Source organism: Sphingomonas mali NBRC 15500 (genome assembly GCF_001598415.1).
Classification (GTDB): domain Bacteria; phylum Pseudomonadota; class Alphaproteobacteria; order Sphingomonadales; family Sphingomonadaceae; genus Sphingomonas; species Sphingomonas mali.
On the sequence record NZ_BCYX01000004.1, the window covers coordinates 36,241 to 49,759 of the forward strand.

At 64.0% G+C, this 13,519-nt stretch carries 11 protein-coding genes; 5 read left to right on the forward strand and 6 right to left on the reverse strand.

What is annotated here, in order from left to right; genetic code table 11:
* Positions 1–6: 6 nt before the first annotated feature.
* From SMA01S_RS05125 to SMA01S_RS05150, 6 genes are all read right to left on the reverse strand, one after another.
* On the reverse strand, positions 7–1,149 hold the full coding sequence (locus SMA01S_RS05125) for an outer membrane beta-barrel protein (RefSeq protein ID WP_169804189.1): 1,143 nt from the start codon (positions 1,147–1,149) through the stop codon (positions 7–9).
* Positions 1,150–1,262: 113 nt separating this feature from the next.
* Positions 1,263–1,742: a polysaccharide biosynthesis/export family protein gene (locus SMA01S_RS05130; RefSeq protein ID WP_169804190.1), complete on the reverse strand. Its 480-nt coding sequence runs from the start codon at positions 1,740–1,742 to the stop codon at positions 1,263–1,265.
* Between the two features lie 123 nt (positions 1,743–1,865).
* Positions 1,866–3,164, reverse strand: coding sequence for an O-antigen ligase family protein (locus tag SMA01S_RS05135; RefSeq protein WP_066818808.1), 1,299 nt, complete (start codon positions 3,162–3,164; stop codon positions 1,866–1,868).
* Positions 3,165–3,178: 14 nt separating this feature from the next.
* A complete protein-coding gene (locus SMA01S_RS05140; RefSeq protein WP_066818811.1) occupies positions 3,179–4,018 on the reverse strand; it encodes a sulfotransferase in 840 nt (279 codons plus the stop codon).
* Positions 4,019–4,030: 12 nt separating this feature from the next.
* Positions 4,031–5,290 (reverse strand): DegT/DnrJ/EryC1/StrS family aminotransferase, encoded by a 1,260-nt coding sequence (locus SMA01S_RS05145; RefSeq protein ID WP_245649163.1) that lies wholly within the window; start codon positions 5,288–5,290, stop codon positions 4,031–4,033.
* A 16-nt stretch (positions 5,291–5,306) separates the two neighbouring features.
* The gene (locus tag SMA01S_RS05150) at positions 5,307–7,133 is read right to left on the reverse strand and encodes a nucleoside-diphosphate sugar epimerase/dehydratase (protein ID WP_066818814.1); all 1,827 of its coding nucleotides are present in this window, start codon (positions 7,131–7,133) and stop codon (positions 5,307–5,309) included.
* 538 nt (positions 7,134–7,671) lie between these two features.
* Here SMA01S_RS05150 and SMA01S_RS05155 point away from each other — a divergent pair.
* Genes SMA01S_RS05155 through SMA01S_RS05175 form a run of 5 tightly spaced genes read left to right on the forward strand, consistent with a single transcriptional unit; the run spans position 7,672 to position 13,517 of the window.
* The gene (locus SMA01S_RS05155; RefSeq protein ID WP_084250094.1) at positions 7,672–8,952 is read left to right on the forward strand and encodes a glycosyltransferase family 4 protein; all 1,281 of its coding nucleotides are present in this window, start codon (positions 7,672–7,674) and stop codon (positions 8,950–8,952) included.
* Positions 8,949–10,184: a glycosyltransferase gene (locus SMA01S_RS05160; RefSeq protein ID WP_066818816.1), complete on the forward strand. Its 1,236-nt coding sequence runs from the start codon at positions 8,949–8,951 to the stop codon at positions 10,182–10,184. The genes SMA01S_RS05155 and SMA01S_RS05160 overlap by 4 nt, the downstream gene beginning before the upstream one ends.
* Positions 10,181–11,947 (forward strand): sugar transferase, encoded by a 1,767-nt coding sequence (locus SMA01S_RS24100; RefSeq protein ID WP_084250095.1) that lies wholly within the window; start codon positions 10,181–10,183, stop codon positions 11,945–11,947. Before SMA01S_RS05160 ends, SMA01S_RS24100 begins: the two co-directional genes overlap by 4 nt.
* On the forward strand, positions 11,919–12,827 hold the full coding sequence (locus SMA01S_RS05170) for a methionyl-tRNA formyltransferase (protein WP_066819220.1): 909 nt from the start codon (positions 11,919–11,921) through the stop codon (positions 12,825–12,827). The genes SMA01S_RS24100 and SMA01S_RS05170 overlap by 29 nt, the downstream gene beginning before the upstream one ends.
* A gap of 3 nt (positions 12,828–12,830) precedes the next feature.
* On the forward strand, positions 12,831–13,517 hold the full coding sequence (locus tag SMA01S_RS05175; protein WP_066818818.1) for a PIG-L deacetylase family protein: 687 nt from the start codon (positions 12,831–12,833) through the stop codon (positions 13,515–13,517).
* Positions 13,518–13,519 lie beyond the last annotated feature (2 nt).

A 13,519-nucleotide genomic window follows, 5' to 3' on the forward strand; every position in this document is an offset into this window, starting at 1 on the left:
TTCTCGTCAATAACGGATGCGCACGCCCAGTTCGACGGTCGCACGCGTGAATCGGTCCTGGGCGAGATCGGCGTCGCGCCGTGCGACCCCGACGGCGATGAACGGCGCCAGCACGCGATTCACCAGATAGTGCGCTTCGGCACGCACCTGCAGCGTGCGCTGGCTGCGCGGTACGATCCCGCGATATTGCGTGCCGAGCCAGGAAATCTCCGCTCCGAGCAAGAAGTTGTGTCGCGCTTCCTGATCGACGCGCAGGCTGATCTGGGTGTCGGTCCGATTGGTCGCGCCAGAGCGGACGGTCGCGACGTCGCCGCGCGCGAGGTTCAAGGTCAGCGCGGTTCTGGGCCGCGGCGACCATGTCAGTGCGCCACTGGCGGCAAGGCCAGTGAAACCCGACAGCGCGCGATCGTCCGGGTCGAAGCGGAACACGCCGAACCCGATCCGCCCTCGCAACTTGCTCGTGACATCCCGGCGAACACCGGCCAGCACGCCCAGCGTCGTTGCGTCCCGATTGATGCCATTGTTGTCGACGTTCGTAACGAAATCTCGGCGCGTCGCAAAACCTTCGACGAAAATCGAAATCGGCGCTGACGGCTTCCAGGCGACGTTGACCGAGCCTCGATAGAGCCGCAAATTCCGATCGCGATCGAGCACGTCACGATAGAAGAGCTGTTGAAACCCGCCGTTGAACGTCAATCCGATCTGGGCGCCGCGAAGGCTGTATCCCAGGTCGGCACCCACGATGTTGATGCGCCGTGGCGGCTCGTTCAGATTGCGCCGGGCTTCGGGATCGGCGCGGCTTTCGATCGCGCGATCGAAACGTGTGGAAAAAGACAGGGTTTGCCTGGAACCGGGAACCAGCTCGGCCGATGCCGCAGCACCGAAACTGGCGGCACTCTCACGGCCGATGTTCGTGTATTCGCGGACCTGGGCATAAGCCTCGGCGTGGAGCCGAAGGGTCGACGAATTGCGATCGATTTCAACGCGCGGCCGTACCACCGCAATCAGGTCGCCGCGGGGCTTGGTCGATGTCGCATAGACATTCGAATCGTACAATGTGGACACGTCGACCTCGAGCCTGATCGCGGTCTTTCCGATCAGAATGGGCCGCGGTTCATAGCCCGGTCGGGGCAGATCGAGCGGGGACATCGGCCGCTCCTGACCCCGCGCCGCCGGCACGACGGCGACACCCAAAACCAGATAGGCCAACAATATCGTAAGGCCGCCCGCGCGATGGTCGTCCCGCCGCAGCCTAATGCGGTTCAGAACCATGCTTCCGGCACCAACAGCGTATCTCCGGGTAGAACCCGCGCATCACTGCCGGCGCGAGCGCGGTACGAAACGTTCTTCCGCGTTCGGACGAGTTCCGTATCGCGCTTGTTCGCGCGGAATGTATATCCGCCCGCGATCGAGACGGCGGTCAGTACCGTCATGCCGGGAACATAGGGATACTGACCGGGCCGCTGCACCTCGCCCAGGATGTAGAAGGGCCGAAATTTCTGCACTTGGACGCTGACGCTTGCGCGCGGGGCCAGATCGCGCGTTCGCAAGGCACCGCTGATCGCCTCTTCCAGATCGGCGGTCGACAGCCCCTCGACGTCCATCGATGAAAGCATCGGCAGCGAAATCGTGCCGGCATCGCTGACGGTATAGGCATTGGTGATCTGGTCGAAGCCATAGACGACGATCCGCAATTCGTCGCCCGGCCCGAGATGATATGTCTGATCGGCGACGGACTGCACCGGTGGCAAGTTTGAGACGCTACCGGCGCACGCACCGAGCAATAGGAACGCTGCGGCCAAAACCCGTCGAGACATCGATCGTCCCCCTGATAATCCTCCAAGATACGACGCAGATTACGCGATTTATTGCAGGGCGGGCTGGTCCATTCGGGTCGGTGGAACGTCCAAAAGAGGTATGCCGCGGCGGCGCATTCGCGCTTGGGACGTGAGGAGAAGCGCCGTGGTCGCGAACAGCGGAACGACCCAGCTGCGCGAATACATATGGGGGGCAGCGATCGAGAAAATGAGGAACGAGGTGAAAACAGCCAATCCGAGCCCGGCCGTGAGCCGATCGCGCACGATCATCCGGATCGCCAGCGCGGCAGGAACAAGGATCATCGCGATCCAGCCCAACATCGCCATCAAGCCACCTTCCGCCCAAAGCAGCAGGAAAATGTTGTGCACGGGCGCGTGCGCGCGGCTGACGGCTCGATATTGATCGGCCCCGATTCCGACGACGCTGGTCTCGTCTATGATCGTCCAGGCTTCTTTGACCAGATCCAACCTGCCCGAGTAGGTGCCCGCCTGACTTAGATCCTGATTTTGCAATGCCCCGACGACGCGCTTTTCAAAAGCGGTGGGAAGCGCGACGCCGGACGCGATCAGGGCGCCACCGATCGCGACGAGCGCCACGATCAATCGTATCGACCGGGCGCTCCCGCTGACCAGGAAAAACAATCCGACACTCGCGACCGTGGCCGAAAAACCCGTGAACGAACCGGTAAACAGCAATGCAACGAGCAGGATGGCAAGCGATCCGACGGCATAGACCATGCCGATGTGACGCCGGCGCTGGAGATAGAAAATCAGCGGAACGGTCATCGTAATGACCGCCGCGTTCCAGTTCGCGTCAGCCATGAAGGCACCAAGCCGGTGTTCGCCGGTTATGAACTCGGGGCCAAAGCGCTTTGCCGCCTCATACGAACCGCTCAAGCGGTAATAGACGCTGATACCGAACAATTCCATGACCACGACACCGGCCAAGGCCGCCTTGGCCTGGCGGATCGCCATTTCCCGCGTCACGGCATTCATCAGCATCGGAACCAGCGCGAACGCGAAGGCATATTGCACCGCGACGATAATCCATCGCGTTGGATCCCCATTGACGACACTGCCGATCAGGAGGCCGGTCAGGAGCATGGCCAGCCCGAGAAACCAGATCGGCGTGAAATCGCCCAGCGGCCGAATGGTCATGCGCCGGCTGGCCAGAAAGATCAGCGCCCCTAAACAGAAAAGCACATCGCTGGCCGTAAACAGAATGTCGGACATCACGCGCCAGGTGGTGTAAGGCGCCAGAAATACCGCGGCGAGCAAGACCTTTTCGCCGAGCGCGCCATACGCGCGGCCGGTCGATGGCTGCGCGCCGGCGAGATAAACCGGCATGGCAGGTAATGCCGTCATGGAACCGGACGCGCAGCGTCGCTCCAAGCACTCAAATCCCGATCGAGAATGCGCCCGAGCTGGGCGACATCGTCCGCATAATAGTCGTTCAGTCGCATCCGCAGGTCGCTGCTCAGACGCGGATAGTCGACCGAGCGCGCAAAAATCCGCCGCGTGGCTTCGAACGCCGGATTGCCGCGCAGCGGCGCGACCAGGTTCTTGATCGGTTGCGGCAGGCGTCGCAGCGCCAACGGCACCAGTGGCGCCTCGCTGTCGTTACTGCGCCGCCGCACGCGCTCGGCATCGATCGTCGGCGGCAGCCGCAATACGCCGCACACGTCGGCCAGCACCCGTTCGGGATCCGCGCGAATATCGTCATAGAGAATGATTTTCAGTCGATCGGCGGGAAAGTGATCACGCCACCGGGCAATATGCCGAGCATAGAGTCCGTTTTCCAGGAAGCGCGGAACCGCCGACCTCGTGTCGAGATATCGCTCGACATCGCCGCCGACCTGGCCGCGTCGATAGAGCATGCAATAGTCCGAATAAGCGCGATCGACCGGATTGCGGAGCTGCGCGATCAGCATCGCGTCGGGCAAGAGTGCCGCGGCACGGGCGGGAGCCTCGCTCTCCGCAAGATAGTCGGCGGATTTCTCGCCGATCAACTGGTCGGACCGCGCGTCCGCAAATAATGACGCGTACCAGCTCACGCCACGGTCATAGTCGCGGCTGAAATAATGCGGCTCGGGTCCCGGCATGAAGACGTCGTCGCGGGCGCGCAATTGATCGGCGATCCAGGTCGTCGCCGCCTTCACCGCACCGATGATCAGGAATTGCGGAAGCGGCCGCTGTGTCATGCCTATCCCCGGTTAGTCACTAGCTTTCGACAGGACTGACTCGACGGTTCGCGCCATTCGCTCGACATCGGCGACGTCCAGTGTCTGGTCGCAAGGTAGCATCAGGCTTGTCTCCCCCAGCATCTTCGAAACGGGCAGCCGCGCCAGAGGGGCAGACGAAGTACCGACAAAGGCCTGTTCCCGATAGATTTCAGGGCAAATCCCGCTCCCGGCGGGAATGCCCCTGGCGATCAGCTCGGTCAGGATACGATCACGAGACCATCCCGGCCGAAGGAGATCGGGCCGGACGAAGGCGTAATATTTGTAATAAGCGTGGACGATCGGAGCCGGCGGCAAGACGGTACGGATCGCCGGCGATGCGGCAAGATGACGATTGAGGATCGTTGCATTGCGGTTCCTGTCGGCGACCCACCGATCCAGCTTGCCAAGCTGCTGCAGACCGATTGCCGCTTGCATCTCCGTCATACGGTAGTTGCTGCCGACCGATTTATGGAGCCATCGGAATTGCCCATTGTTGGGTTGCGCCGGTTCCTGTGCAGGCGTCTTGCCGTGGTCCTTGAACGCCCAGGCGCATTGCCAGGCTTCACTGTCGCGAAGAAGCAGCAACCCACCCTCCCCGCCAGTCGATATGATCTTGTCGGTGCAAAAGGAGAAAGCGGCCGCCGCGCCGAAACTGCCGACAGGATGACCATCCCATGTCGCGCCGTGCGCCTGAGCACAGTCCTCAATTACCAAAATTCCGAGGGCATCGGCGAGAGTCATGATCTCGTCCATCGGCGCCGGCCAACCGGCCAGATGCACGACGATGATCGCGCGCGTCCGCGGCGTAAATGCCGCTGCGATCGTGGACGCATTCAGGGTCTGGCTGTCGGGATCGACATCGGCGAAGATCGGCGTGGCACCGACCGTCACCACACAGCTCGCACTAGCGACGAAACTGCGCGCGGGAACGATCACGTCGTCACCCGGCCCCAATCCCAAGGCCCGCAAAGCCAGTTCAAGCGCCAGCGTACCATTGGCGACCGCGATGCCATGGGGGCGCTCGCAACGCGCGGCAAAGGCCGCCTCGAAGGCCCTGCATCGCTCGCCATGATGCAGCGCGTTGACCCGGCCGGAGCGAAGAACCTCGGCAACTTCCGCAATCTCATCCTCGGCATAGGTCGGCCAGCTCGAACGGATCGGCCCTGCCCGGCTTGGCGTCGGCACTACCGCTGCGAGATGCCGCACATTGGGCTCGGCGGAGGTCACCATTTTCGTGCTGCTGGTCGGCAAGCGGGCCTCCTGCTGATTAGCTGAGTTGAGCCACCAGCCGCGGCGGTGCGACCTGGGGTTCCCTGTGACGCCGGGCCGGCTCCGCTTCACGCGACAACAGGGACGAGGCGATGGTGCGGCAGGCTTTGTCGTCCCCGTGGCCGGCGGCTTCTTCGAGCTGGTCGAACGCGCGCTGCAGAATGGTTTGGGGAACGACGTGCGAGACCGCTTCGAAAACGCCCGGCATACCCGACGGAAGCTGCTCTTCCCTGCTGTCGAACAATTCCTCGAAGAGCTTTTCACCCGGGCGGAGCCCGACGATCTCGATCCCGACGTCAAGGTCCGGCTCGAGGCCGGCGAGGCGGATCATGCGCCGCGCGACATCCATCACGCGGACCGGCGCGCCCATGTCCAGCACATAGATCCGACCGCGGTTTTCCTCGTCGAGCAGGCCGCGCGCGGCGCTGTGGAGCACCAATTGGACGGCCTCATGCACCGTCATGAAGAAGCGCTCGATGTCCTTGTGGGTCACGGTCAACGGTCCGCCCCGACTGAGCTGGCGCTGGAATAGCGGGATGAGCGAGCCACTCGACCCCAGCACATTGCCGAACCGGACCGTCATGAATCGCGGCGCGTCATCCAGGTCGGCACCGGCCAGGTCCAAAGCCTGGCAATAGAGTTCGCCCAGGCGCTTGGTCACGCCCATGAAACCGACCGGATTGACCGCCTTGTCGGTCGAAACCTGCACCATCGCGCGCGCACCGTAACGCCTGACCGCGTCGGCCACGTTGCGAGTACCGAGGACGTTCGTCTGCACACCGGCCGTCGGGTGTTTCTCGACCAGCGGCACATGCTTCAGCGCCGCGGCGTGGAACACCAGTTCGGGACGATGCTCCGCAAACACCCGCATCAGTTGCTGGCGCTGCCGGATCGAGCACAGCACCGGCGTGCGCGGCACGCCCGGGTGGTTCTCGCACATCTCGAGGTCGATCTCGTAGAGGTTGAACTCGCACGCATCGAGGAGGATCAGGCGATCGGGCCCGAAGGCGGCGATCTGCCTGACGAGTTCGCGCCCGATCGTGCCGCCGGCCCCCGTCACCAACACGCGGCGTCCGGCGATCGCTGCTTCCACTGCCTTGGTGTCGAGCCCAACCTGGGGCCGGCCGAGCAACTCGGCGATGTCGATGAAGCGCAGATCGAGCTTTTCGCTCGAGGTCGGATTGTAGGCGGTCAGGCCGGGGAGATAGGCGACGTCGAGGTTCAGGCCTTGCGCCTCGGCCGCAATACCGACCGTCGCGCTCCCTCGCAGTTGATCGGGATGGGTCGCGAACAACAGACATTGGGGCCGCTGGTCGGCAGCCTCAAGCCGCTCGACGACCTGGCTCAGCTCACATGTCGAGCCGAGGATCGGGACGCCCCGCACCTGCATCGGCCCACGTGCGCCTACGGTGTCGAGAATGCCGATCGGCTCGAGACCCGTGTCGCCTTCATGTTCGATATAGCGCAGCAGCCGCTCGACGCGGTCGCTGCACCCGACGAGCAGCACCTTGCGCGATCGCGGCAACAGGATCGGTCGTGGCGGATTGACGCTACCGCTCAGATATTCCGCAACGAGCCGACGAAGCACGCGGACGCCACCCATAGCCGTGACCTGGACAAGCCACAGGATCGCGGGGATCGACCGCGGCATCCATGAGAGATGATCGGTCAGGACCAACAGCAGGAGATAAAAGATAATCGCGAGCGTCGTGCCCTTGGCAATCTCCACGACGTCATCAACCGACACAAAGCGCCATAGTCGACGATGGGTTTTCATCGCTCCGAATGTCGCCATCGAGATGACGAGAAACAGCGGCACGGCCATCGGGAATTCCTGGAGAATCTCCCCGGCGCGCTCACTTCCAACGCGGAGGACCAGCGCGATCGCGACACTGGACGAGGATATAAGCGCATCGATCGAACAAGTAACGACGGTATGCCGAGAAGGAATTATCTGAGTAAACCCGGCATGATTTACCATAATAATCTCCACCCGTTGGACGATCTACAATGCAAACAAAGACATAATCACGCTTCGTTGGCATCGCTGATGCGAGGATCGCATATGTTATCTTCCCGCTGATTCCGCACCTTAAGCGCGATAGAATCATAGGGAAGTCGAGCAGACGGTTCTGACCTTTTGGACAACCAATCAGTCGATTCGGGTGGTCCTCCAGCCCAAGATCCCCGCAATGGATTAACTATTGCGTGGTGGAGACACACTCACGCCGATTTTGGGCACGCGGTGGCACTTGCGCATACCCCAAAAGGAGATGACCGGATTAGCAAGCCCGTCGTGACCCATGCCCCGCGTAGATTTCCGCCTTCCGGCTGAGTCCGGGAACGCCAGGGGCACGGTAGGCATGAGCACAACAGCGGTTCCAACGGCCGACGAGCGGGAAGAAGCGGCGCCGAGTCCGGCATCCGAGCCGCGCGGTCCAGCTACCAGCGAAGCGCTCGGCGCTACCGGTCATCCGATCTCGACCGCCGACCAAGCCCGCGAACGAACGGTCATATGTTTCCCGTTCGCCGGCGGCATCATCGGCGGAAGCCATGTTTCCGCTATAGAATTGATCCGCTCGCTCGATCGCACCCGATATGAACCGCTGGTTCTCGTGCATCGCGACGAAGGGCCGCTCAGCGAGTTGCTTCGAGCAAAGGGCATAAACGCCGAGCTCGCCCCGATCGACGCGCTGTCCGGAAGCGGCCTTTCGGCAATGGCGAAGATGCTTCGGCACGGCTCCCGGCTGGTTCGGAGCGCCACCGCGTTCCTGCGCGATCGGCACGTGCAGATCGTCCATACCAATGAAGGTCCGATGCACGCTACCTGGACGCTGCCCGCGCATTTCGCCGGCGCGCGCCATATCTGGCACCACCGCGGCAACCCTCGCGCGACCGGGTTGCGTTATGTAGCGCCATTCCTCGCACACCGGGTGATTTGCGTCTCACGGTTCGCCACCCCGGCGCCCGGTTTTCTCTCCGCGAACCGGAAAAGCTCGGTGGTGTTCAGCCCGTTCGATACAACGAACACCGCCATCGACCGGCAGGCCGCGCGCGCAACCGTGATCGACGCGCTCGATGTTCCCGCGGAGGCGTTGATCCTGACCTTTATCGGCCACTTCGCAAAGCGGAAGCGGCCGCTCGTATTCGTCGACACGATTGCGGCGCTGCGGGAGGCCGATCCGACACGGCCGATCGTCGGGTTGATGTTCGGCGAAGAATTCGAGCCGGGCCAGCAAGCGCTGCTCGAGCAGCGTATCGACCGGTTGGGCCTGAAGAATATTGTACGTCTGATGGGGTTCCGGCACCCGATCGAGTCCTGGCTAGCCGGCAGCGACATGCTGGTCGTGCCGGCAGTCGACGAGCCATTCGGCAGGACCCTGATCGAAGCCATGCTGCTGGGAACGCCCGTCATCGCGGCGGCGTCGGGGGGCAATCTCGAGGCGATCCGGGACTTCGAAACCGGCGTCCTGGTGCCGCCGGATCAACCGTCGGAATTTGCGCGGCAGGTGGGACGGCTGATGGTCGATACGGCGCTCGCCCGGTCGATCGCAGCGCGTGCGCAGACCGAGTCGCGCGCCAGTTTCGGCATCGATCGCCATGTCTGGGCGATCAGCGAGATCTACCGAGAGAGTCTGGCATGACGCCGAAGCCGATCCCCGCCAAGCGTCCGCCGGTCGCTATCGAGCATGTCACGACCAGCCTGGACATGGGCGGGGCGCAGGCGATGCTGGTGAAGCTCATTGAGGCCGGGGCCGGCAACGACCGCAACGATTCAAGCGTGCTGTCGCTGATGCGCCCCGGTGTCATGTTGCCCGCGCTGCGCGGCGCTGGATGCCCGGTCTATTCGCTCGACATGAAGCGAGGGATGGTTGGGCCAGCCGGACTGATCCGGTTGTTGCGCATTACTGCCAGGGTCAATCCCGATGTAATCCAGGGATGGATGTATCATGGCAATCTTGCCGCGAGCGTCGCCGGATTCTTCCAGGGATCGCAGGTGCCGGTCGTCTGGAACGTGCGCCACTCGCTTAGCGACCCAGCACTGGAGACACGGACGACCAGGCGCCTGCTTGCCCTCAGCGCGCGCATGTCGCGCTCCGCCGCCGCGATCATCTACAACTCCCAGGTAGCGGCGCGCGAGCACGAAGCCATCGGTTTTGCCAGCGGTCGCGCGGCCTATATCCCCAACGGCTTCGACTGCGATTACTACAAACCCGATCGGAGCCGGCGGAGCTATTTGCGGAGTGTGTTCGGCATCTCCGACGAGCCCGTTGTCGTTGCCATGATAGCGCGTCTTCATCCCATGAAGGACCACGCCATGCTCGTCGATGCGGTTGCCGAAGCGCGTGGCGCGGGCGCCAATCTGCATTTGCTGATGGTTGGATCGGATCTCGACAAACCCCCGCCTGCGCTCGCGAAGCTCATCGCCGACCGCCTGCCGGCGGAGTGCGTGACACTGGCGGGCCAGCGCACCGACGTCGCGGATTGGCTCCCCGGCGTCGACATTGTCGCGCTGTCGTCGGCATGGGGAGAGGCATTTCCCAACATCCTTGGCGAGGCGATGGCTTGCGGGTTGCCATGCGTGGCAACCGATATTGGCGATTGCGCATCGATCCTGGGCGAGACTGGGCTGACCGTGCCCGCCCGCAGCGTCGACGCGATGGCGGCGGCCCTGGTTCGGATCGCGGCCCTCGGCGAAGCCGGACGGACCAGCATGGGCGCTGCTGCGCGGGAGCGAGTCCTCAGCCAGTTCGAGCTTCGCCAGGTCGCGTTGCAATATCGCCGCCTGTACGCCGCGGTGCTCGACCGCACCTTCGCCCCGACCACGGACTGGGGCGGGTCCGGCATGCGCGGTGCTGGGGCTCGGCCGGCATGAAGGTCGTCATCCTCGCCAGCCTCTCCTATTCGCTGATCAATTTCCGGGGCGCGCTGATCTCCGCCATGGTCGAGGAAGGACATGAGGTCATAGCGTGCGCGCCTGACGATGATCCGGAAACCGCCGCGGCGCTGTCGGCGATCGGCGTGCGATATTGCCAGGTTCCGATGGACCGGACCGGCGTCAACCCATTCCGAGATCTCGCTACGGTGCGCCGCCTGGTCACGCTGATGCGCGTGGAGGCGCCGGACGTTGTTCTGGCCTACACCCAGAAGCCGATCATCTATGGCGGGCTGGCAACCAGGATCGCAGGCGGGCGCGCGCGTTTCCATGCGATGGTAAGCGGCTTGGGTCATGTCTACAGCGACATCCCCGGCCGGCGCCATGCGCTACTGCGCCGCATCGTCTCGCTGCTTTACCGCATCGGCATTGCCCGCGCGTCCTCGGTCATCCTGTTCAATCGCGATGACGAGGCCGAGATGCGCCATCACGGAATCCTGCGGGCGGGTCACCATGTGGTGCAGGTCGCGGGCTCCGGGGTAGACGTCGATCGGTTCAAGCCTGGCCAGCCGATCGGCGGCCCACTCGTTTTTCTGATGGTTGCGCGACTGATGCGCGACAAGGGCCTCGTCGAGTTCGTAGAGGCCGCAAGACTCGTGCGCGCGCGCTTCCCGGAGGCGCGTTTCCGCATCCTCGGGCCGGTCGATCCCAACCCAACGGGCATCACCCTTGCGGAGATCCAGGCTTGGGCTGCGGCGGGTGACGTCGATTATCTTGGCGAAACCCGCGACGTTGCGCCGCACCTCGCCGACGCCAGCGTGTTCGTCCTGCCGACCTATTATCGCGAAGGTCTGCCGCGAACCATTCTCGAAGCAATGGCGTGCGGCAACCCGGTGATCACCACTGACACGCCGGGCTGCAGGGACGCGGTCACGGATCGCTCCGACGGTTTTCTCGTGCCACCCCGTGACGCGCCAGCTCTGGCCGAGGCGATGGTCCGGTTCATTGAAGAGCCGGAACTTGTCGCGTGCATGGGTGCCAACGCGCGCGAGACGGCCTGTCGACGCTTCGATGTCACCAAGGTCAATGCGGACCTTCTCCACGTCATGGGGCTCGACACGGATGGGAACGACGCGGTCCGCGATCGACCGCGCCGCGCGATCGGCGATTTCCCGCTGTTGCAGATGGCGCTCGCCCTGCCGGGCGCGCTGTTGTTGCTCCCGCTGACGATCGTCGTGGCGCTCGTCGTGCTGTCGACATTGGGCACGCCGATCCTGTTCAGACAGCGCCGGGCGGGCGCCGCGGGACGCGGCTTCGACCTGATCAAGTTCCGTACCATGCGGAGCGTCAACGATATCGAGGGGCGACCGCTGCCCGACGCGGCGCGCCTCACCGCCACCAGTCGCGTGCTTCGTCGCACGCGGCTGGACGAATTACCCGGGCTCTGGAACGTCGTTCGTGGGCAAATGAATCTCGTCGGACCGCGACCGCTGCTGCCGGAAACCGTCGACAATATGGGCGCGGCAGGCCGGGCGCGGGGCAAGGTCAAGCCCGGTCTTACGGGATGGGCGCAAGTCAATGGCAATACGCTCCTGAGCGACGCGGACAAGCTCGCACTCGACCTCTGGTACATCGATCATCGCAGCCTGCTGCTCGATCTCGGCATTCTGTGCCGGACGGCGGCGATGCTCGTCGGGGGCGAGCGCATCAACACTCTCAACATCGAGCGGGGCCATGCGAGCATTGCTGATCGGCGCGGTTGAAAGCACGCGGGTCGCGGCCGGCGCGATCTCGCGCGCGCCGGGCTGGACCCTGGCCGCGATCGCAACGCTGCCGCCGGAGCTTGCGCACCGGCATTCGGATTTCGTCGATCTTACCGAACCGGCGGCCGCAGCAAACGCCGCGCTCCTTCACGCGGCCGACATCAACAGCGCCGCCTTCCTGTCCCAAATCGAAACCTTCGCGCCGGACGTGGTCTTCGTGATCGGCTGGTCGCAATTGTGCGGCGAGGCCTTTCGCAAGGCAGCGGGCGGGCGCGTCCTGGGCTATCATCCGGCCGCATTGCCCAGATTGCGCGGCCGGGGCGTCATTCCCTGGACCATCTTGCTCGACGAGAAGATCACGGCCTCGACGCTCTTCTGGATCGACGAAGGAACCGATAGCGGCCCGATCCTGGCGCAGCGATATCTGCATGTCGCGCCCGACGAAACGGCCGGTTCGCTCTACGCCAGACACATGGCGGCACTGGGCGATTTGCTGGCCGAGACACTGCCGCGGCTGCTTGAGGGCGACTGCCCGGGCGAGCGGCAGGACGACCGGTTCGCGACCTGGGCCGCGCGCCGGCGACCCGAAGACGGCAGGATCGACTGGACTCGAACGGCGACGGACGTCGAACGACTGATCCGCGCGGTCGGGCGACCCTATCCGGGCGCCTTTGCCGGCGATGGCGATCGCCGCGTGACGATCTGGTCCGCGCGGCGGGAGGAAGGCGATTGTCGCCACCATGCGCTGCCCGGCCAGGTGATCGGACGCACGGATCAGGGTTTCGTCGTCCGATGCGGCGATGGCACGGCGATCCGCGTTTCAGACTTTACCGCGCCGGGTGGCAAACTGCCTGCGCTGCACAGCATCGTGGGAGCCTGATCGATGGAGGGCTTCCCGCGCAAGGCCGGTCGCATCCTGATCATGGCGCCGCATCCCGACGACGAAGTCTTGGGGTGTGGCGGCACCATGGCGCGCCTCGCCGAGGCCGGCTCCACGGTCGACGTCGCGATCGTCACTACCGGAAAGCCGCCACGATATGATCCGGCCGGCGTCGAACAGCTTCGCGCGGAAACCGCCGCGGCGCATGCGCTGCTTGGCGTTGGAGCCACGCACTATCTCGATCTTCCCGCCGCCGAGCTCGACGGGGTTCCCCATGCCGATCTCAACGCCGCGATCGGCAGGCTGATCGACGCGGTGCGGCCCGACACGATCTTCGTCCCGTTCGTCGGTGATGTCCATCTCGACCACCAATTGGTTTTCCGCTCGACCATGGTCGCCGCGCGACCCCGCCAGGCAACCTATCCGCACACGATCCTCGCCTACGAGACGCTGTCGGAATCAAACTGGTCCGCACCCTATGTCGAGCCGATTTTCGCGCCGACCGTCTATGTCGATATCGAGGCCACGCTGGATCGCAAACTGGCAGCATTCGCTGCCTATCGATCGCAATGTTGCGCCTTTCCAAACGAGCGTTCGCCGGAGGCGATCCGCGCGCTGGCAATGTTGCGCGGCGCAACGGTCCACCGGCGCGCGGCCGAGGCTTTCCTGTTGATCCGGGAGGTAATCTAGAC